The organism is Streptomyces sp. NPDC032472, from assembly GCF_040636955.1.
Lineage (GTDB): Bacteria > Actinomycetota > Actinomycetes > Streptomycetales > Streptomycetaceae > Streptomyces.
In genome coordinates, this window is sequence record NZ_JBEZVK010000005.1 from 128861 (window position 1) to 149401 (window position 20541).

At 73.3% G+C, this 20541-nt stretch carries 19 protein-coding genes; 9 read left to right on the forward strand and 10 right to left on the reverse strand.

Annotated elements, in window-relative coordinates; genetic code table 11:
• Nucleotides 1-60 precede the first annotated feature (60 nt).
• Genes AB0F11_RS04870 through AB0F11_RS04880 form a run of 3 tightly spaced genes read right to left on the reverse strand, consistent with a single transcriptional unit; the run spans nt 61 to nt 3313 of the window.
• On the reverse strand, nt 61-1122 hold the full coding sequence (locus AB0F11_RS04870) for a low specificity L-threonine aldolase (protein ID WP_362168480.1): 1062 nt from the start codon (nt 1120-1122) through the stop codon (nt 61-63).
• Nucleotides 1119-1880, reverse strand: coding sequence for an SDR family NAD(P)-dependent oxidoreductase (locus AB0F11_RS04875; protein ID WP_362168482.1), 762 nt, complete (start codon nt 1878-1880; stop codon nt 1119-1121). The genes AB0F11_RS04870 and AB0F11_RS04875 overlap by 4 nt, the downstream gene beginning before the upstream one ends.
• A 26-nt stretch (nt 1881-1906) precedes the next feature.
• Nucleotides 1907-3313: a DUF6421 family protein gene (locus AB0F11_RS04880; protein ID WP_362168484.1), complete on the reverse strand. Its 1407-nt coding sequence runs from the start codon at nt 3311-3313 to the stop codon at nt 1907-1909.
• A 392-nt stretch (nt 3314-3705) separates the two neighbouring features.
• Between AB0F11_RS04880 and AB0F11_RS04885 the strand changes: the two genes are divergently transcribed.
• Nucleotides 3706-4398 (forward strand): glycerophosphodiester phosphodiesterase family protein, encoded by a 693-nt coding sequence (locus AB0F11_RS04885; protein ID WP_362168487.1) that lies wholly within the window; start codon nt 3706-3708, stop codon nt 4396-4398.
• Between the two features lie 27 nt (nt 4399-4425).
• Here the strand turns inward: AB0F11_RS04885 and AB0F11_RS04890 are convergent, their stop codons facing one another.
• Nucleotides 4426-4965, reverse strand: a complete 540-nt coding sequence (locus tag AB0F11_RS04890) for a GNAT family N-acetyltransferase (protein ID WP_362168490.1) — start codon at nt 4963-4965, stop codon at nt 4426-4428.
• A 152-nt stretch (nt 4966-5117) separates the two neighbouring features.
• On the opposite strand from AB0F11_RS04890, the gene AB0F11_RS04895 reads away from it, so the two are divergent.
• From AB0F11_RS04895 to AB0F11_RS04915, 5 genes are all read left to right on the forward strand, one after another.
• Nucleotides 5118-5669, forward strand: a complete 552-nt coding sequence (locus tag AB0F11_RS04895) for a DUF5134 domain-containing protein (RefSeq protein WP_362168492.1) — start codon at nt 5118-5120, stop codon at nt 5667-5669.
• 79 nt (nt 5670-5748) lie between these two features.
• Nucleotides 5749-6690, forward strand: coding sequence for a M56 family metallopeptidase (locus tag AB0F11_RS04900; protein ID WP_362168495.1), 942 nt, complete (start codon nt 5749-5751; stop codon nt 6688-6690).
• 84 nt (nt 6691-6774) lie between these two features.
• On the forward strand, nt 6775-7419 hold the full coding sequence (locus AB0F11_RS04905; RefSeq protein WP_362168498.1) for a phosphatase PAP2 family protein: 645 nt from the start codon (nt 6775-6777) through the stop codon (nt 7417-7419).
• Nucleotides 7420-7524: 105 nt separating this feature from the next.
• Entirely contained in the window at nt 7525-8169 is a 645-nt protein-coding gene (locus AB0F11_RS04910) for a helix-turn-helix domain-containing protein (protein ID WP_362168500.1), read from the forward strand.
• A 52-nt stretch (nt 8170-8221) separates the two neighbouring features.
• Nucleotides 8222-9580 carry an FAD-dependent oxidoreductase gene (locus AB0F11_RS04915; protein WP_362168502.1) on the forward strand — a complete coding sequence of 453 codons (1359 nt, stop codon included), beginning with the start codon at nt 8222-8224 and terminating at the stop codon, nt 9578-9580.
• A 441-nt stretch (nt 9581-10021) separates the two neighbouring features.
• Here AB0F11_RS04915 and AB0F11_RS04920 read toward each other — a convergent pair whose 3' ends face one another.
• Nucleotides 10022-11395: a wax ester/triacylglycerol synthase family O-acyltransferase gene (locus tag AB0F11_RS04920; protein ID WP_362168505.1), complete on the reverse strand. Its 1374-nt coding sequence runs from the start codon at nt 11393-11395 to the stop codon at nt 10022-10024.
• Nucleotides 11396-11619: 224 nt separating this feature from the next.
• On the opposite strand from AB0F11_RS04920, the gene AB0F11_RS04925 reads away from it, so the two are divergent.
• The 3 genes from AB0F11_RS04925 to AB0F11_RS04935 all read left to right on the forward strand — a co-directional run bounded on the left by AB0F11_RS04925 (nt 11620) and on the right by AB0F11_RS04935 (nt 14624).
• Nucleotides 11620-12801: an exo-alpha-sialidase gene (locus AB0F11_RS04925; RefSeq protein ID WP_362168507.1), complete on the forward strand. Its 1182-nt coding sequence runs from the start codon at nt 11620-11622 to the stop codon at nt 12799-12801.
• Nucleotides 12802-12862: 61 nt separating this feature from the next.
• The gene (locus AB0F11_RS04930; protein WP_362168509.1) at nt 12863-13549 is read left to right on the forward strand and encodes a uracil-DNA glycosylase; all 687 of its coding nucleotides are present in this window, start codon (nt 12863-12865) and stop codon (nt 13547-13549) included.
• 154 nt (nt 13550-13703) lie between these two features.
• The gene (locus tag AB0F11_RS04935) at nt 13704-14624 is read left to right on the forward strand and encodes a hypothetical protein (protein WP_362168511.1); all 921 of its coding nucleotides are present in this window, start codon (nt 13704-13706) and stop codon (nt 14622-14624) included.
• A 149-nt stretch (nt 14625-14773) separates the two neighbouring features.
• Here the strand turns inward: AB0F11_RS04935 and AB0F11_RS04940 are convergent, their stop codons facing one another.
• From AB0F11_RS04940 to AB0F11_RS04960, 5 genes are all read right to left on the reverse strand, one after another.
• The gene (locus AB0F11_RS04940) at nt 14774-15823 is read right to left on the reverse strand and encodes a lactonase family protein (RefSeq protein WP_362168514.1); all 1050 of its coding nucleotides are present in this window, start codon (nt 15821-15823) and stop codon (nt 14774-14776) included.
• A gap of 227 nt (nt 15824-16050) precedes the next feature.
• On the reverse strand, nt 16051-17187 hold the full coding sequence (locus AB0F11_RS04945) for a nitric oxide synthase oxygenase (RefSeq protein WP_362168516.1): 1137 nt from the start codon (nt 17185-17187) through the stop codon (nt 16051-16053).
• Between the two features lie 197 nt (nt 17188-17384).
• A complete protein-coding gene (locus tag AB0F11_RS04950; protein ID WP_362168519.1) occupies nt 17385-17978 on the reverse strand; it encodes a GNAT family N-acetyltransferase in 594 nt (197 codons plus the stop codon).
• A gap of 86 nt (nt 17979-18064) precedes the next feature.
• Entirely contained in the window at nt 18065-19603 is a 1539-nt protein-coding gene (locus tag AB0F11_RS04955) for an FUSC family protein (RefSeq protein ID WP_362168614.1), read from the reverse strand.
• A gap of 319 nt (nt 19604-19922) precedes the next feature.
• A complete protein-coding gene (locus AB0F11_RS04960; RefSeq protein WP_362168522.1) occupies nt 19923-20522 on the reverse strand; it encodes a histidine phosphatase family protein in 600 nt (199 codons plus the stop codon).
• Nucleotides 20523-20541: the final 19 nt, after the last annotated feature.

Here is a 20541-nt window from a genome sequence, read left to right on the forward strand (position 1 = left end):
ATGAATTTGCGGTCCTTGGTATAAATATTCAGAAGATTCGAAGGGCCGGCCGGCTGTCGGCTAGCGGGACATCTCTTCCTTCAGTGCCTGGAGGAAGCCGTCGACGTCCTCCTCCGCGGTGTCGTAGCCGCACATCCAGCGCACGTGGCCGGCGGCCTCGTCCCAGAAGTAGAAGCGGTAGCGCTGCTGCAGCCGCCGCGACACCTCGTGCGGCAGCTTCGCGAACACCGCGTTGGCCTGCACCGGGTAGAGGATCTCCACCCCGTCGGTCTCGCGGACGCCCGCCGCCAGCCGCTGCGCCATCTCGTTGGCGTGCCGGGCGTTGCGCAGCCACAGGTCCTTGGCGAGCAGCGCCTCGAGCTGCACGGACACGAACCGCATCTTGGACGCGAGCTGCATCGACATCTTGCGGATGTGCTTCATCTGCCGCACCGCGTCCGGGTTGACCACGACCACGGCCTCGCCGAACATCATGCCGTTCTTGGTGCCGCCGTAGGACAGCACGTCGACGCCCACCGCATTGGTGAACGTGCGCATCGGCACGTCGAGGGAGGCCGCGGCGTTGGCTATGCGGGCCCCGTCGAGGTGGACCTTCATGCCGAGCGCGTGCGCGTGCTCGCAGATCGCCCGGATCTCGTCCGGGGTGTAGACCGTGCCCAGCTCGGTGTTCTGGGTGATCGACACGACCTGCGGCATCGCCCGGTGCTCGTCCTCGAAGCCCCAGGCCTCCTGGTCGATGAGCTCGGGGGTGAGCTTGCCGTCGGGAGTGGGGACGGCCAGCAGCTTCAGGCCCGCCATCCGCTCGGGCGCGCCGCCCTCGTCCACGTTGATGTGGGCGGTCTTGGCGCAGATCACCGCACCCCAGCGGTCGGTCATGGCCTGGAGGGCCGTGACGTTCGCGCCGGTGCCGTTGAAGACCGGGAAGGCCTCCGCGTAGGGACCGAAGTGGCTGCGGATGATCTTCTGCAGGTGCTCGGTGTACTCGTCCTCGCCGTAGGCGACCTGGTGGCCGCCGTTGGCCAGGGCAATGGCCTCCAGGATCTCCGGATGGACCCCTGCATAGTTGTCGCTCGCGAAACCGCGTACCGCCGGATCGTGGTGGCGGCGGGCATCGGTCTTCACGGTTGCGGAGTGAGCCACAGACGCTGTCCGTTCACATCGGTGGCGGGCTGCTCCCACACGCCGGCGATGGCCTCGGCCAGCTCCTTGACGTCGGTGAAGCCCGCGAACTTCGCATTGGGGCGCTCGGCGCGCATCGCGTCGTGCACCAGTGCCTTGATCACCAGGATCGCAGCCGCGGCGCCCGGGCCCTCCTCGCCGCCCGCCTTGCGGAAGGAATCGGCCATGGCCAGCGTCCACGCCTCGGCCGCCGCCTTGCCGGCGTTGTACGCGGCGTTGTTGGCGACGGGCTTGTGCGCGCCGGACTGGCTGACCAGGACGTAGCGGCCCCGGTCGCTGCGCAGCAGCGCGTCGTGGAAGGCCATCGAGGTGTGCTGGACGGTGCGGATCAGGAGCTTCTCCAGGAAGTCCCAGTCCGCGAGGTCGGTCTCGGTGAAGGAGGTGCTGCCGCGCCAGCCGCCGACGAGGTGGACGACTCCGTCCACGCGGCCGAACTCCTTCTCGGTGCGGTCGGCCCAGGCCTTGGTGGCCTCCAGGTCGAGCAGGTCCACCGTGTCGCCCGTGACGGTGGCACCGCCGTGGGCGTAGCGGGCCGCGTCCACGGCCTCGGCGAGCCGCGCCGGGTCGGCGTCGGACGCGACGACCACCGCGCCGGCCTCGGCGAGGCGCAGCAGCGCCGCCCGGCCGGCAGGACCGCCGGCACCGGCGACCGCCACGACGGCGCCCTTCAGCGGGCCGTTCGCGTTGTTCCCCGTGTTCATCTGTGCAGCCTCCTGTGGGCGAGTGCTCACGCGGCGGCCCGCTCGGCCGACTCGGCGTTCAGTGCGGTGATGCCTTTCGCGGAGGCGATCACGCCCTTGAGCTTCTTCGCGAGCGCCTCATAGAACATGCTGAGCGGAAACTCGTCCGGAAGCACGTCGTCCACGAGCTTGCGCGGCGGCTGCGTCAGGTCGAGGGCGTCGGGGCCCTTGGCCCACTTGGAACCGGGGTGCGGGGCGAGGTAGGTGGAGACGAGCTCGTACGCCTTGAACCAGTGCACGAGCTTCGGGCGGTCGATGCCGGCCCGGTAGAGGTCCTCGATCTCGCCGCAGAGCTGGTTGGTGACCTGCGGGGCGCGCATCCAGTCGATCTTCAGCTTGTTGTCCGTCCAGCGCACGACGTCGTGCTTGTGGAGGTACGCGAAGAGCAGCTGGCCGCCGAGGCCGTCGTAGTTGCGGTTGCGGTCGCCCGAGACCGGGAAGCGGAACATCCGGTCGAAGAGGACGGCGTACTGCACGTCGCGGCCGTGCTCGTTGCCCTCGGACTCGAGCTTCACGGCCTCCTTGAAGGCGGTGAGGTCGCAGCGCAGCTCCTCCAGGCCGTACATCCAGAACGGCTGGCGCTGCTTGATCATGAAGGGGTCGAACGGCAGGTCGCCGTGGCTGTGGGTGCGGTCGTGGACCATGTCCCACAGGACGAAGGCCTTCTCGCAGCGCTCCTGGTCCTCGACCATGCGCGCGATGTCCTCGGGCAGCTCGATGCCCAGGATGTCGACGGCGGCCTCGGTGACCTTGCGGTAGCGGGCGGCCTCGCGGTCGCAGAAGATGCCGCCCCAGGTGAAGCGCTCGGGGGCCTCGCGGACGGCGATGGTCTCCGGGAACAGCACGGCGGAGTGGGTGTCGTAGCCCGGGGTGAAGTCCTCGAAGGTGATGCCCAGGAACAGCGGGTTGTCGTACCGGGTGCGCTCCAGCTCGGAGAGCCAGTCGGGCCACACCATCTTCAGGACGACGGCCTCGAAGTTGCGGTCCGGGTTGCCGTTCTGCGTGTACATGGGGAAGACGACCAGGTGCTGGAGGCCGTCGGCGCGCTGGGAGGCGGGCTGGAAGGCCAGCAGGGAGTCCAGGAAGTCCGGGACGCCGAAGCCCTCGGCGACCCACTTGCGCAGGTCGGCGACGAGCGCCTTGTGGTACGCGGCGGCGTGCGGCAGCAGCGGCGACAGCGTCTCGACGGCGCTGACCGCGCGCTCGACGGCAGCCTCGACGTCGGCGCGGGCGGGGGCGTCCGCGGCCTCGAAGTCGATCGAACCGTCCTTGGCCTGCCAGGGGCGGATCTCCTCCACGGCGGCCTTGAGCTCGGGCCACGCAGGGTGGTCCACCACCCGCGCGCCGGCGGCTATCACCGCGCCGCCAGTTGCCGGCACAAGAGTTTCCGTCATGTCACTTCCTCCACAGGAGAACCTCACGTCAGCACAGCGTATGCACGGGACGCTCTCCTGCTCAAGAGGTCGATCAGGAAATTATTCGGTGGTACCCCTATCGTTACCGCAATTCTTCCCGCCACCCGCCGTCCGGGCGACGGCTTCGCCCTTCCGTCAAGGTCGGGGAGGCGCGCCCACGCGCGGGTGACGTGGCACGGGCCGGGGCGGCCCGCCGACGACCCCCGGCGGGTGTACGGCCCTGGCGGGAACCGGTCGTCAGCGCAGTCCGGAGCTCTGCACGGGCGGTCCCAACGCGGGCGGGGGCCACTAGCATGCGCCTCACCGCGCGCGGCCGGACCTGGGACGGAGCGACCGCGCCGGGAGCCGCCGTCGACGGAAGCGAGAGAACCTTGACTTTCCTCACCATCGGTCACCGCGGGGTCATGGGTGTCGAGCCGGAGAACACCCTGCGGTCGTTCGTCCGCGCGGAGCGTGCCGGCATGGACGCCATCGCGCTGGGTGTGCAGCTGAGCAAGGACGGCGTCCTCGTCGTCCTGCACGACGCCGAGGTGGACCGGACCACCGACGGCACGGGCGCCGTCGCCGATCTGACCCTGGCCGAGCTGCGCGAGCTCGACGCCGGGCAGGGCGAACGGGTGCCGGTCTTCGAGGAGGTCCTGGACGCCGTCCGGGTCCCGCTCCAGGTGTCGGTACGGGACCGGGCCGCCGCCGCGGCGCTCGCGGAGCTGGTGGTGCGCCGCGACGCGGTCGCGCGCGTGGAGGTGGCCTCGTTCCGGGACGCGGTGCTGGCCGAAGCGGCCCGGCTGGTGCCGGGCGCCCGGACCGTCCTGCACTCGGACCTCGCCGGGGACGAGGCCGAGGACGTCGTGGACCGGGCCTTGGCCGCGGGGGCGCAGAGCCTCGCCCTGAACCTGCGGCGGCTCACCCTGGAGACGGTGGGGTCGGCGCACCGGGCCGGGCTGCGCGTGACCGGCTGGACGGTGAACTCGCTGGAGCACCTGCGCCTCGCGCGGGCGCTCGAACTGGACGGCGCGGCCACCGACTTCCCGGAGATCCGCAGCACGGGCCGGTTCACGGCCTGACGGGCGGGGCCGGCGCGGCCCCGTCCGCTAGAGCGACTTGACCAGCAGCTCGAAGGCCAGGTCGTCGCGGAGCGGGACGCCGAAGCGCTGGTCGCCGTACGGGAAGGGGCTGAACTCGCCGGTGCGCAGGTAGCCGCGGCGCACGTAGTAGGCGATGAGCTCCTCCCGTACGTTCACCACCGTCATCCGCATCTCCTTGGCGCCCCACGCCTCGCGGGCGCGGCGCTCCGCCTCGGCGAGGATCTCCTTGCCGAGGCCGGCGCCCTGGAGCCCGGGGCGGACCGCGAACATCCCGAAGTAGGCGTGGTCGCCGCGGTGTTCGAGCTGGCAGCAGGCGACGAGCTCACCGGAGCGCTCGACGACGAGCAGGACGCTGTCGGGGGTGTTGATGACGGCCCGGACCCCGTCCGGGTCGGTGCGCTGCCCCTCCAGGTAGTCCGCCTCGGTCGTCCACCCGGCCCGGCTGGCGTCCCCCCGGTACGCCGACTCGACGAGCGTCACGAGCTCCGGGACGTCCGCCTCCACGGCGGTGCGGAACTCCAGTGCGCCGGTCTGGGCTGTCGACATGGACGTGGCTCCGTTCTGCTCTGTGCCGTGCTGCGCTGCTGAGTGGCATATGACGTGCCTGGTGCTGCACGGACAGCCTAACCCCGTGCGGCGTGCGGGCCTGCGGGCGCGGGCATCTGTTCCGTGACGCCGACGAACCGGGGGGTTCCGCCGTGCACGGTCCCGCGCTGTCCTCTTCCGCCTCCCTCCCCGCCTGGCTGCTGGTGCTGTTGTGCGCGGTGAGCGGCGCGTACTGCCTGGGCCGCGTGCGCAGAGCGGGCCGAGCGGCGGACGGTGCGGCGGCGGGCGAGGGGCTGATGGGCCTGGGGATGGCGGCGATGGCCGCGCCGTCGGGGATCGGGCCGTGGGGGCCGCAGATCCTGCTGGGAGTCTTCTGCGGGGCGGCGGTGCACGCACTGTGGCTGCTGCGCGGCGGGCTGCACCACGCGCACCACCTGGTCGGCTCGTTGGCGATGGCCTACATGGCCCTTGCCGGGGTCGGGGCGGGGGCCGGCGCCGGCGGCCACGGGCACGGCGGGGCGCCGCCGCTCGTCACCGGCGCCCTGCTCCTCTACTACGCCGGGTACGTCCTGCTCGGCGGGGCCCGCCTGGTGCCGGTCGCGGGCACGGCGCCGCTCCCGGTCCCGGCGGGCCCGGCCGAGCTCGCCCGGGCGTGCCGACTGGCCATGGGAATGGGGATGTTGGCGATGCTGCTCACCCTGTGAAGGGGGCGGAAACGTGTCCTGCGTCACCAATCTCCGGGGACCGTACCCGCAGGGGTCCGCCGCTCATAGGCTGGCGGCCATGATGGTCCCCGCCGCTCTCCTCCTGCTCGGCGCCATGACCGCGGTGCTCGCCCCGCGCCTGCTGGCCAGGGCCCGGTGGCCCGAGCGGGAACCCGTCGTCGCCCTGTGGGTGTGGCAGTGCGTGGTGGGCGCGGTGCTCCTGTCCTTCGCGCTGTCGATGCTGCTGAGCGCGGCCGCCGCCTGGCTGGCGGTACGGGGCCGGCTCTTCGCCGCCGCCCCGCACGGGGTGGTCGACGCCTACGCCCTGGGCCCGACGGGCGGCCCCTGGGCCGCGGGAACCGCCCTGGCCCTGGCCGGCGGCGGGCTGTGGACCGGGCTCCGGCTGACCCGGGAGGTGCTGCGGGCCCGGGCGGGGCGGCTGGCGCGGGGCGCCGAGCTGCGGGTGCGGGCCCCGCTGCTGCCCGGGGAGGACCCGGCCGGCGGAGCGCGGCTCGTCGTCCTGGAGGGGCCGCGGCCCGACGCGTGGTGGCTGCCCGGCCCCGCGCCGCAGCTGGTGGTGACCACGGCCGCGCTCGGGCGGCTGAAGGGCAGTCAGCTCGATGCCGTGCTGGCGCACGAGCAGGGGCATGCGGCCGCACGCCACGACTGGCTGCTGCACTGCTCGCGGGCGCTGGCCGGCGGGTTCCCGCAGGTGCCGGTGTTCGCCGCCTTCGAGGCGGAGATGCACCGGCTCGTCGAACTGGCCGCCGACGACGTGGCCTCGCGCCGGTTCGGGCGGCTCACCGTCGCGCTCGCGCTCGTCGGCCTGAACGAGGACCGCGGGGTCTTCGGCCCCTCGCCCGCCCCGGAGCCCCATGTTCCGGAGCGGGTGCGCCGGTTGCTGTCGGCGCCGCCGCGGCTGTCGGCCGGCCGCAGGCTGCGACTGACCGCCCTGGCCACGCTGCTCCCCGCCGTCCCGCTGGCCGTGGCGCTCGTGCCGGGCCTGGCCGCGCTCGCCTGAGTGCCCGCGCACACCGGCGGCGCGACGCGGCCGCGCCCCCACGCATCGCCCCCGCTCGGCCCCGGCGGTGCAAGGATCTCCGCCATGCACCGCAGGCACCTCCTCCGGGCCGGGATCGGCTGTGCGCTGCTCGCGGTCGTGGTGACCGCCCTGGTCGTCGTCCGCTGGGCGCCCCTCCTCGCGTACGACGGCACGGTCGCGCGGGGTCTGCACGCGGACGCCGTGGCCCATCCGGCGGTCACCTCGGTGGCGCGGGTCCTCACCGACTGGGTCTGGGACCCCTGGACGATGCGCGCCCTGGCCGCCCTCGCCTGCCTGTGGCTGTGGTGGCGCGGGGACCGGCGGCGCGCCCTGCTGATCGCGGGGGCTGCGGCGGCCGCCGTACTGCTGTCGCAGGGGATGAAGGCACTGGTGGGACGGCACCGCCCGTTCTGGCCGGATCCGATCGTGTCGGCGGACTACGCGGCCTACCCGTCCGGCCACGCCCTGACGGCGGCGGTGGTCTGCCCGCTGCTGCTGTGGCTGCTGCCCCCGTCGGTCCCGAAACAGTGGCGGCTGGCCGCGTGGACCCTGGCTCTGGCCTCGGTGTTCGGGGTGGGCCTGACCCGGATCTTCCTGGGCGTCCACTGGCTGTCGGACGTGGTGGGCGGCTGGCTGCTGGGCGCCACCCTGGCCGCTCTCGCCGTCACCCTCGCAGAGCCCCGGAATCGACCGAAAGACACCCGCTGACCCAGGGCGTGGAAGGCCCGCTCTGCGCGATCCCCCGCGTCGCGCAGAGCAGGCGCCCGTGCGCTGAGTATATTGGCTGGCAGCCAGTCAACGCAGGAGTCAAGCATGTCCCCGCGCAGCGCCTCGGTCAATGAAGAATTGCGCAGACGTTCCCGCGAGCGGCTGCTCCAGGCCACCGTCGAACTCGTGGCCGAGCGCGGCTACGAGGCCACGACGCTCGGCGACATCGCCGACCGTGCGGGCGCCGCCCGCGGCCTGGTCTCGTACTACTTCCCGGGCAAGCGGCAACTGCTCCAGTCGGCCGTGCACCGGCTGATGCACCTCACCCTGGAAGCGGCCCTCGAACGCGAGCCGCGCACCGACGACGGCCGCGAGCGGCTCGCCCGGGCCATCGACGCCATCCTCGGCCTGGCCCTGGACCAGCCGCTGCTGATGCGGACCCACATGGCCGGCATCCTCCAGGCCGAGGGCTTCGTCCAGTGCCCGGAACAGCAGCGCCTGGCGGCGCTGCTGCGCGACACCGTGACCCGCTACGGCTCGGCGGACCCCGACGCCGACTACCCCCTCCTGCGCGCCCTCCTGATGGGGGCGGTGGTGGCGGTCCTCCTGCCGGGCGCCCCTATGCCTGCAGCCCGCCTGCGCGCGGAGCTCTTCCAGCGCTACGCCCTCGACTGGACGCTGGGCACACCCCCCTCGGCCACCCCGCCCGAGGGAAGGTTCCCTTCAGCCGAATGCGCCCCACGGGGCTGACGCCCGCGCGCCCCGGTGCCATCCTGGAAATCCCTGCGGGAGGAGTTCCGCCGTGCTTCGTGTCGCCGTCGTCGGTTCGGGCCCCAGCGGGGTCTACGCCGCCCAGACCCTGGTCCAGCAGCGCGAGGTGCCCGGCGTCCACGTCGACGTACTGGACCGCCTGCCGGCCCCGTACGGCCTGGTGCGCTACGGGGTGGCCCCCGACCACGAAAAGATCAAGTCGCTCCAGAACAACCTGCGCACGGTCCTGGAGGACACGAGGATCCGCTTCCTCGGCAACCTCGAGGTGGGCGGCCCGAACCTGTCCACCACCCGCCTGCTCGACCTGTACCACGCGGTGGTCTACTGCGTGGGCGCCGCACGCGACCGCACCCTGGGCATCCCGGGCGAGGACCTCGCGGGCGTCCACTCGGCGACCGCCTTCGTGGCCTGGTACAGCGGCCACCCGGACGCCGCCGCAGAAACCTTCGACCTCCCGAACACCACCTCGGCGGTCGTCATCGGCGCAGGTAACGTCGCCGTCGACGTGACCCGCATGCTGGCCCGCGGAGAACCCGAGCTCGCCCCCACCGACATGCCCCACCCGGCCCTGGGCGCCCTCGCCGACAGCGGCGTCCGCTCGGTCTCGATGGTCGCCCGCCGCGGCCCCTCACAGGCCAAGTTCACCACCAAGGAACTCCGCGAACTCGGCACCCTCCCCCACGTCGCCACCCACGTGGACCCCGCCGAACTCACCCTCGACCCGGCCTTCACCGACGACTCCGCCCTCCCCGCCGTAGCCCGCCGCAACCTGGACGTCCTACGCACCTGGGCCTCGGCAGCACCCACCACGGACCGCACCATCACGCTCCGCTTCTACCTCCGCCCGGTGGAACTGCTCGGCGGCCCGGACGGCCACGTCACGGCCGTCCGCTTCGAACGGACCGCCCCCGACCACCACGGCGGCGTCGTCGGCACCGGCGTCCACGAGGACATCGAAGCCCAGCTGGTCCTCCGCTCGGTCGGCTACCAGGGCGTCCCCCTGCCCGGCCTCCCCTTCGACCCCGCCACCGCCACCGTCCCCCACGCCGCAGGCCGCGTCCTGCGCGACGGCCGCGCCTCGGTCGGCGAATACGTTGCGGGCTGGATCAAACGCGGCCCCACCGGCGTGATCGGCACCAACCGCCCCTGCGCAAAGGAAACCGCCTCCTCCCTCCTCCAGGACGCCCCCGCCCTGGCCCGCCGCAACCTCCCGGACGACCCCCTCGACGCCCTGCGCTCCGCAGGCCTCCACCCGGTCGAATGGCCGGGCTGGCTGGCCATCGAGACCGCAGAGGCCGCCCTCGGCCGCTCCCTGGGCCGCCGCTCGGTCAAGATCCCCGACTGGCCGGGCCTGCTGACCGCATCGGGCGCCACCGACCACACCCCCTGAACACCAGCCCCAAACAAACAACAACCCGCCAACCCACAGGCACCACGTAGCGATCAGCCGCGCGCGAAGCCACGGCAGGACCTCCGCATCGGGCAACAGGGCATCCGGCGCCGGGACCACGGCCCGCCGCCCCTCCACGATGCCCGCCGGGGAACCCCTCCCCCCGGCCCGTCCCTCCGGGGCTTCCCGGCAGTCTGTTGGCATTCCGGGGCGTGCCGGGCGGTCAAGGGTGGCCGAAGGCCATCGCGAAGCGACGCGACGAAGGAGCGCCCTTGACGGCCCGGCGCGCCCCGGAAGGACAATGGGCTGCCGGGAAACCCCGGCAACCCAGCGCTCCGGGCCGGCGGCAACGGGCGAAGGGACCCGAAGGCAAACCACAACGCCCAACCGACAACCGCAGTCACAGCCACAGCCACAGCCACAGCCACAACCCACCAGCCCCTACGAAACCTCCCCCACCAACTCCTCCAACTCCACCCGCAGCGCCTCCACCAGCGCACCCAGATCCGGCACGGCGCCCGCGTCGGCGACCAGACCGTAGTGAACGGTGTCCTTGTACGTGGAGACGGCCACCGCCAGCGCATGCCCGCGGGCCAGCGGAGCCAGCGGGTAGACCTCCCGTACCCGGCTGCCACCGAGCGTAAAGGTGAAGCCCGGCAGGGGGACGCTGGTGACCAGGATGTCGAAGAGCAGCCGGGCCGACTGGGCCACGAGCGGGCCGCCCAGGCGGTGCCCGAGCGGGTGGACGTGGTCGGCGAGCAGGGCGACCGCGCCGGCCCCCCGCGCAGGCCCCACCTCCTTGTTGCGGTCCATGCCGGTCCGCACCCGCTCCAGCCTCCGCAACGGGTCGGGCTCCTCGATCGGGAGCCGCAGCAGATAGCCGGAGAGCCGGTTGCCGTACTTCGCGCCGGCGCCGGGCCTGCGGCGGGATACCGGTATCAGCGCCCGCGGGCCGGGCCCCTCGGGCACGGCGTCACCGCGGCCCGCCAGCCACCGCCGCAGGGCCCCCGCAACAAGGGTGATCAGCACGTCATTGACGGTCCCCCCGGCGACCTTGCGGATCCGGTTGACGTCGTCCAGATCCAGAGCGAGGCCGGCGACCGCCCGCGTCCCGGTCCCGCCGGCGACCGCGGTCAGGGCGGCCGGGACGGCGAGCGGGAGACCCGACCGCGCCATGGCGGCACCGATCTCGAGCGCCTGTCCGACACCCTGGAGCCGGGCGGCCAGCACCCCGGGAAGACTGCGCAGTCCGGAGCCGGCGGTCGGCGGCTCGGGCAGCGGCCGCGCGGGACCGCGTACGGGCGGCCCCTCATCGAACAGCGAGGCCGCCAGCGCGAGGGCGGCGAGCCCGTCGGCGAGGGCGTGGTGGAACTTGAACAGCACCGCGAACGATCGCGGGTCGGGGCCCGCCAGGACGTGCGCCTCCCAGGGCGGCCGATCCCGGGCCAGGGGACGCGCCATCAGCGGGCCGGCGGCGGCCTGCGGGTCGGACGTACGGACGAGGAACACGTGCCGCGCCGCATCGAAATCCTCGTCGGCCGCCCAGGCGGCCGCGCCGACGGGCACCAGCACATCGTGGATCCGACGCCGGAGCCCGGGCACCTGGGCACACCGCGCGGCGAGCAGCCGAACGGCCACGGAGGCGGCGTCGGCAGAGGCATCGAAGGCGAATGCCTCAACAGCAGAAGCATCAAAAGCAGAGGCGGCAAAAGAAGAGGCGTCAAAAACCACCAGCGCCCCGAGGTGCATGGGATGGTCAGCGGTTTCGATCCGCCAGAAGGCGAGGTCGAGCGGGGAGAGATGCTCTGTGGCCACGTAGTGCCTCTCGCGTGCAGTGGCAGAGGCTGAAGTCAACCCCTTTCACCCTCCTACGATCAAGTAGCCACACTTTTCGCGCACCGGCTGATCGACGACGGTCAGCCGGAAAGGCGTCGGGCAAGCCGCCAAGCCGAGACGGCCAACCGGGTGCAGACTGGCCGGAACGACTGGAACGAATCAGAGCCAACCTGGACGTTACGACGAAGTCCGGAGGTGTCGACATGCCAGAGGTGTTGCTCCTCGCGGGAACACGCAAAGGCCTGTTCATCGCACGCAGAAGCACGGGCACAACGCCAAGCACAACCACCACCCCAACCCCAACCACAACCACAACAACCACCCCAACCCCAACCCCAACCCCAAACAGCACCCCCTGGACATTCGACGGCCCGCACTTCAACGCCCAAGCCGTCTACGCAGTGGCGATCGACCGCCGCAGTCCGGCCCCCCGGCTGCTCGTCGGCGGCGACAGCTCGCACTGGGGCCCGTCGGTCTTCACCTCCGACGACCTGGGCGCGACCTGGCAGGAGCCCGCCGAGCCCGCGGTGCGCTTCCCCAAGGACACCGGTGCCTCGCTGGAGCGGGTCTGGCAGCTGCATCCGGCCGGCCCCGAGGCGCCCGACGTGGTCTACGCGGGGACGGAGCCGGCCGCGCTGTTCCGTTCGACGGACCGTGGCGTGTCCTTCGAGCTGGTCCGCCCCCTGTGGGAGCACCCGACCCGGAGCGCCTGGGTGCCCGGCGGCGGCGGTGAGGGCCTGCACACGGTGCTGACCGACCCGTCGGACCCCGATGCGGTGACCGTGGCGGTGTCCACCGCCGGGGTCTTCCGCACCCAGGACGGCGGGGCGAGCTGGACCCCGGCCAACCGGGGCGTCTCGGCGGTGTTCCTGCCGGACCCGCAGCCGGAATTCGGCCAGTGCGTGCACAAGGTCGCCCGGGATGCCGGAAACCGCGACCGGCTGTACCTGCAGAACCACTGGGGCGTGTACCGCAGCGACGACGCGGGCGGGCAGTGGACCGACATCGGCGGCGGGCTGCCGTCCGACTTCGGCTTCGCCGTCGCCGCACACCCGCACCGCCCGGACACCGCGTACGTCTTCCCCCTGAACGCCGACTCCGACCGGGTCCCGGCGGAGCACCGGTGCCGCATCTTCCGCACCCGGGACGCGGGAGCCACCTGGGAGCCGCTCACCCACGGGCTGCCGACGGCCGACCACTACGGGACGGTGCTGCGCGACGCCCTCTGCACGGACGACGCCGACCCGGCGGGCGTCTACTTCGGCAACCGCAACGGCGAGCTGTACGCCAGCCGGGACGACGGGGACACCTGGGAACTCCTGGCGGAGCACCTGCCGGACATCCTGTGCGTGCGGGCGGCGGTGCTCAACGGCGGCACCGGCTGAGGCAGGCGGTACTCGACGAGGCGGTCCGGACTGTCAGTGTGGGCCAGTAGAGTGACTCCCCGTGGCAGCACGACCGTTGAACGAAATCGTCGAGCCGGGCTGGGCCCGGGCTCTGGAGCCGGTGGCGGCGCAGATCGCCGCGATGGGCGACTTCCTGCGCGCCGAGATCGCGGCGGGCAGGACGTACCTACCCGCCGGGACCAACGTCCTGCGGGCGTTCCAGCAGCCCTTCGACGAGGTGAAGGTACTGATCGTCGGGCAGGACCCGTACCCCACCCCGGGGCACGCAATGGGCCTGTCCTTCTCGGTCGCCCCAGACGTTCGGCCCGTACCGCCGAGCCTGGACAACATCTTCCGCGAGCTGTACGCCGACCTCGGCGTGCCGCGTCCGGCCAACGGGGACTTGACTCCGTGGGCCCGCCAGGGCGTGCTGCTGCTGAACCGCTCCCTCACCACCGCCCCGCGCAAACCGAACGCGCACCGCGGCAAGGGCTGGGAGGCGGTCACCGAGCAGGCGATCCGGGCGCTCGCGGCGCGCGGCAAGCCGCTGGTGTCGATCCTGTGGGGCCGTGACGCCCGCAACCTGCGGCCGCTGCTCGGGCAGCTGCCGGCCGTGGAGTCGGTCCACCCCTCCCCCATGTCCGCCGACAACGGGTTCTTCGGCTCCAGGCCGTTCAGCAGGACGAACGACCTCCTGGCGCGCCAAGGAGCCCAGCCGGTGGACTGGCACCTTCCGGCCGCCAGTTGACCAGCCGCGGTCAACCCGTCGACGACCGGTTGACCAGCACCCCACCCAAGCAGTTGAACGGTATACGACATTCACCGGATAAATACGGACAGATGCCGCCCGAGTGGCCCCTGACCGAACACCAGGTTCCGATGAGCCAGTAGCATGCGGCGCCATGAGCTCCCCCACTGGGCCCGCACATGGCCTGCCCGTACGAATGCCGCGACCCCGTCAGACCGGACGCCACCGCCGGCCCGAGCCCGCGGTGGCCCCCGAGGGAGCGCCCGCGCTGGTGCTCGCCGTACCCGGCACCCCCTCGGCCGCCTCGCGGGGTCTCGCGGAAGAGATCATCAGCATCGGCCGCTCCGAGCTGCCCGGCCTGGAAGCCCGTATCGGCTTCCTCGAGGGCAGCGACGAGGAGGGCGCCGAGTTCCCGGCCCTGTCCACCACGCTGAGCACCGTCGCAGCCGAGCGTGTCGCGCGCGCCGAGTTCGCCCGCGCCGCCGGCCACGAGGTGCCCGAGCCGACCGGCCCGGACGCCGTGGTCGTGCCGCTGCTGGCCGGCCCGGACGCCGACCTGCTGCGCCGGATCCGCCAGGCCGTCATGGACTCCTCGGCCGCCGTCGAGCTGGCCGAGGTGCTCGGCCCGCACCCGCTGCTGGCCGAGGGCCTGCACGTGCGCCTGTCGGAAGCGGGCCTGGCCCGCGCCGACCGCGCCCGACTCTTCACCGTGACCACCGCCGCCGACGGCATCATCGTGGCCACCACCGGCGGCGAGGAGGCCGTCCAGGTCGCGGGGGTCACCGGCATGCTGCTGGCCGCCCGCCTCGCGGTGCCGGTCAAGGCCGCCGCCCTGGACCAGGAGGGCTCGGTGGCCGGGGTCGCCGAGCAGCTGCGCGCCGAGGGCTCCACGCAGCTCGCGCTCGCCCCGTACCTGATCGGCCCGGAAGCGGCCGAGGGCCTGCTGGACACCGCCGCCAAGGAGGCCGACTGCGCGGTCGCCGAGGTGCTGGGCGCCTACTCGGCGCTCGGCAAGCTCGTCGTCACGCAGTACGCCGCGGCTCTCGGCATCAACCAGGGCACCCCGGCCCGCTGAGCCCGGGCCGCACCACGCCGGCCGCACCAGGGCCCGCACCCCATCGCCGGGGTGCGGGCCCTCGCGCATGCTCGGACCACGCCCCCGGCACCCAACCGGACCGTCACCCTCACCCCACCGGCACCGTCACCCTCACCCCACCGGGACCGTCACGCCCACCCGAAGACCACACAGGTGGCCGCCGGCACCGCCACCGAGCCGGCCAGGTGCGGCCTCCCGGTCAGCGCGTCCACGTCGAACCAGCTGACGTCCCCGGAGCGCTCGTTCGCCGCGTACAGCCGGCGCCCCGCCGGGTCGACGGCCAGGTCCCGCGGCCAGCTCCCGCCGCACGGCACGGCGGCCGTGAACCGGGGCCGCTCGGGCCCGTCGCCGAGCGAGAAGACGGCGATGACGTCGGTGCCGCGCACGGCGGCCCACACGAAGCGCCCGTCCGGCGAGGCCACGACGGCCGAGGGGTAGGCCCGTATCCCCTGGACGCCGCCGCCCCCGGAACCCGCCTGCGAGGCGATCGGAACCTCCGCACCCACCTCCACCCGCCCCGTACCCGGATGCCAGCGGCAGACGGTCAGCTGCGGCTCCAGCTCGTGCACGACGTACAGCACCTCACCGTCCGGGTGGAAGGCGAGGTGCCGCGGCCCCGTCCCGGCGCGCAGCGCGGTCTCCCCGTGCAGGCGCAGCGACCCGGTGGCGGAGTCCGCCGCGCACACCCGTACCGAGTCGGTGCCGAGGTCGACGCTCAGCACCCAGCGGCCGCTCGGGTCGGGCAGCACCTGGTGGGCGTGCGGGCGCTCCTGGCGGCCCGGGTCGGGTCCGCTGCCGCGGTGCGCGAGGACCGCGGCGGGCGGCCCGCACAGACGGCCGTCGGCGGCGAGCGGAAGGCTGCTGACACTGCCGGAGGTGTAGTTGGCGGTCAGCAGCCGGCGCCCGGCCACGCTGAGGTGCGTCGGCCCGGAGCCGCCCACGCGGACGGCGGGGCCTAGGGCGGTGAGGCCGTGCGGGGTGGGCCGGAAGGCGCCGGCCCCACCCTCCTCGGTCTCGCTCACGGCGTACAGCACACCGGTGTCCCGGTCGAGGGCGAGGTACGAGGGGTCGGCGAGCGCGTCGGTGACCGAGAGCAGGGTGAGGGCCCCGGTCACGGGGTCCACGGCCGCGGTGGTGATACCGCGCCCGCCGGCCGAGGTGAACGAGCCGATGTACACGACACCTGCACCCGCACCGGCACCCACCCCCCTCGCCCCGCCCCCATCCTCGGCAGAATCTCCCCCTCCACCCGTACCGCCCACGCCACCCATGAGGCCCCCTCTCCACCGCTCTCCGAGCACCCCTCCGGCCATCCGGCCATCCGGCCATCCGGCCATCCGGCCATCCGGAGCCGACGGTAACAGAAGGTCTAGACCAGCCCGGCCGCCTCGACCGCATCGACCCTCTAGACCAGATCTCGGCCCTCGGCCCGTTCCCGCGCGCCCGCATGGTGCACGTACGTCGTGGGGCTCGGCCGGTCGTCGTACGTGCGGTGGAAGACCGGCGTCGCAGCACCCGAGATCGGCGGCACGATCCACGACCAGTCCGCGCCGACCTCGCGCCCCTTGCCCTCCTCGCGCGCCATGTGGGTCAGGAAGCGGCGGGACTCGCTGTGGTGGTCGGCGATCGTCACGCCGGCCCGGTCGAAGGAGTGCAGCACGGCCCGGTTGAGCTCGACCAGCGCGCGGTCCTTCCACAGCGAGCGGTCGCTCGAGGTCTCGAGGCCGAGGCGCCGGGCCACGGCGGGCAGCAGGTTGTACCGGTCGGTGTCCGCGAGGTTGCGGGCGCCGATCTCGGTCCCCATGTACCAGCCGTTGAAGGGCGCGGCGGGGTAGTGGATGCCGCCGATCTCCAGGCACATGTTGGAGATGGCCGGAACCGCGTGCCAGCGCAGCCCCCAGTCCGCCCAGCCGGGGTCGTCGGGATGCTCGATCGGCACCTCCAGCACGGCGTCCGCAGGGGTGTCGAACCAGCGGGGCTTGTCGTCCACCCCTTGGACCACCAGCGGGAGCAGGTCGAAGGGCGTTCCGGCGCCGCCGCTCCAGCCGAGGGAGAGCAGTGCACGTGTGAGCGGGGCGTTGCGGGCGTCCCCGACGGTGATCGACGGGTGGTCGCCGTAGCCGGCGTAGCGGACGAGCTGCTCGCTCCAGATCAGCGGGCCCGGGCGGTCCGGGGTGTCCGGCGCGAAGACGGTGATCGTGGGTCTGACCCTGCCGCCGTTGGTCGCCTCGCGCAGGTGCTGGAAGCACTCGTCGGCGATCTCGTCGGCGTCGGTCAGTTCACGCCGGTCGCGCACCCGCAGCGAGTTCCAGTAGAGGCGGCCTATGCAGCGGTTGCTGTTGCGCCAGGCGACTCGGGCTCCGTGGGCCAGCTCCTGCGGGGTGTGCCGATAGGTGCCGGTCTCCGCGATCTCGGCCCGCACGGCGGCGAGTCGGGCCTGCGGATCGCCTGCCTGCGGAACCTCCCGATGGAAGAGTCGGATGAACTCCTCCGCCGCCTGCCACACTTGGTCGGTGGTCGAGCGCTCTTGAAGTATTTCCATCCCGGGCGGTTACCCCCTGTCCGGACAGATCCACCCTGTACGTGCCGGATGAATGTGCGGTGAACAATCACCCGTTGTACATGCCGCAGGTCAGTCGCGTGAGGGGGCGAGAACCCGGAGCACTCCACCGAGTGATCTTCGAGCCATCGCCCTGCGGGCCCGTCCGACGCGGCGTACGATCCGCGGCGTAGGGCACATCAGGGGCACGGCCGGCTCATGAACAGCGCCTGCTCCCCCGCCGAGGCGGTGCCGTCGTACAGGGCGGTGTCGAGGCCGCAGAGGGCGAACCCCATGGACCGGTAGGCGTGCACGGCGGGGGCGTTGACCGTGCTGACCTCCAACCACAGGTGGGCGGCGCCTCGTTCGCGGGCGAAGCCGGCGGCGTGCTCCATGAGGGTCCGGCCGATGCCGCGGCCGCGGTGGGCCGGGGAGACCTCGATGTCGTCGATGGCGACGCGGCGGTTCCACGGGGCGTAGGTCACCGCGGCGAACCCGCACACCGCCTCCCCGTCGAGGGCGACGAAGACCCGCTCGTCGCCCTCCGCCGCCCCGCCCACCGCGTCGGGGGTATCGGCAGCATCGCCCTCGTCCTCGTTCTCGACCTCGTCCCCGTCCTCTGCCTCGTCTCCGGGGAACACCTTGCGCACGGGCGGGTCGACCGGCACCTCGCGCACCGAGAAGCCGGTCTCCCCGCCGACCACCTCGAACACGGTGTGCGTGGTGAACGAGCCGTCGAGCCGCGCGATGGCCTCCGCGTCCTCCGGCCGGGCCGTGCGGTACGTGATGTCCATGGCGCCGACCTTACGACCGGCCCGATTCCCGGGGCGCGGCTTTCAGTCAGACGGTCAGACCGTCATACGGTCATACGGTCATACGGTCAGGCGGTGATGACGAGCGGGGACCGCGGGTCGGTGCGCAGCGGGGCGTGCAGCGCCACGAGGGCGTGTTCGAGGCCGTGCAGGTGCGCCAGCGCCGGCACGCCCTCGGGCGCGGCACCGGCAGCAGCGGCAGCGGCACCGGCAGCGGCGGGCCTCGGACAGGCAGCCGCGACGGAGTCGGCACTCACCTGGGCCACAGGGGCCGTGAGGGCCTCCACGGCCGCCTCGACGCGCCAGCACGCGGCGGCGAGGCGGGCGTCGTGGGAGGCCTGCGGGTCGGCGGCGACGGCCACCAGCCCGCGCACTTCCCGGGCGCAGTCGTCCAGCAGGACGAGGACCTGCCGGGCCCGGGCCTTGCGGGCGCGCAGCGGGCTCAGCGGGTGGACGAGCGGTGCGAGGGCGGTCCGGGCGCGGCCGAGCAGCAGTTCGAGCTCGGCGGCGTGCGGGGCGGGGTCGGCCTCGGGGTCTCCGGCGAGGCGGTCGAGTGCGGCCGCCGTGGCGGCGCGTACGCAGTGCAGGGCGCGCTGGATCCAGGCGTCGTTGGCGGCGTGCGTGCTCACCGGGAGGACGAGGATCACGGCGAGGCCGGCGCCGAGTGCGCCGATGGCGGTCTCCTGGAAGCGCAGGAGCAGCAGGCCGGGGTGCAGGACGCCGAGGAGCCCGTACAGCAGGCCCGCCATGACCGTGACGAAGAACATCATCCAGGAGTAGGACGGCGCCGCGGTGTAGAAGATCCCGAAGACGCATACGGCGACGAGCGCGGCGGTGGGGGCGGGTGCGCCGTGCAGCGGTACGGCGATCAGCAGGCCGGCGGCGATGCCGATGACGGTGCCGAGGACGCGGCGGAAGCCGCGGACGAGGGTCTCGCCGCGGGAGGCGGTGTTGACGAAGATCCACCAGGCGGTGCCCACGGCCCAGTACCAGCGGTCCTCGGAGAGGGCCTGGCCGATGGCGAGCGCGAACCCGCAGGCGACGGTGGCCTGGAAGGCCTGCCGCGTGGTCGGCCGGGCCAGCCCGGTTCCGGGCAGTGCGGGCGGGGCGGCGGGCGGCGGGGTGCGCCGCTCGATCGGCCACAGCAGGAACCGCGCGGCGCCGGAGGCGAGCAGCGCCAGTCCGACGGCGGCGTACAGCTCGGGCAGCTGCTCCGGGACGGCGTGCAGGAACTGGGTGACGAAGAACATCATGAAGCCGAAGATGCCGAGGGCGTGCCCGCGCGGCCCCCAGCGGCGGGCGTAGACGCCGGCGAACACGACGGCGAGGAAGGCGGCGTCGCGGGCGTGCGGCATGTCGTGCAGGGTGGTGGCCAGCGCCAGGACGGGGAAGCCGGCGACGGGCAGCAGCGCGGTCGTGGCGCGCTGGGCGCCGACCGTGGGGTCGAGCACGGTGAACAGGGCGAGCAGGGCCGCCAGGCCCCCCGTGATCGACGCGGTGAGGGAGAGGCCGCACAGTTCGGCCACCGCCACGGCGAGGGCGACGCCGATCACGGCCCGCAGCGAGTTGCGCAGTCTCAGGCGCCCCGGATCCGGAGCCACGAACATCCTCTTCACGGCGGTGTGCCGCCCCCCTCAAGGTGGTGCGCGCCGGCCCGGCGTCCGCCCGGGGGTGGTGGGCGGCAGGCGGGCACAGCGAAGGCACCGCGCTCCGGGACGGCCTCGTTGCCGCCCGGCACCGCGCGGCGCCGTAAGTACATGGATACACCACAGATAACCATTCGGGGGCCCACTGGCTCAACACGGCCCCTGACCACTGGGCCAATGGCTCACTCCGCACCGCGAATCTCCGGCCAGGCCCGGACCAACGGACCAGCCCGTACAGCGGGGCCCGAAAGGAGGCGGGGCCCCGCCGTCGGCGACGCCGTCAGGGCCGGACGTTCCATCCCGCGATCACCGGGAGGCCGTGCTCGGTGGACAGCACGCTGACCGTGCCGGTGCGCAGGAGGAAGAGCCGGCCCTCTTCGGGCGGCAGCCGGAGGTAGCGGGCCGTGAGCACGCGCAGGAAGTGGCCGTGGGCGACGACGACGGCGCTGCCGCCGTCCCCGGAGAGGGCCGGCGCCAGCCGGACCAGGGCGCGGTCGGCCCGGGCGCCGACCTGGGCGGCGTCCTCCCCGGGATGGTCGCCGTCGCCGGGCGGGACGCCGTCGGTCCACAGCGACCAGGAGGGGCGGGTCCGGCGGATCTCGGCGGTGGTCACGCCTTCGTAGCCGCCGTAGTCCCACTCGCAGAGGTCGGGGTCGGTGATGCCGCCGTGGAGCCCGGCGAGCTGCGCGGTGGCGACCGCGCGGCGCATCGGGCTGGTCAGCACCAGGGCGGGCGTGGGTGCGAGGTCCCGGAAGAACGGGGCGAGCGAGATGGCCTGCTCGACCCCGGCGGGCGCGAGCGGGACGTCGGTGCGGCCGGTGTGCCGCCCGGTGGCGCTCCACGCCGTCTCGCCGTGCCTCACCAGCAGCAGGTCGCTCACCCTCCGGACCATAGCCCTC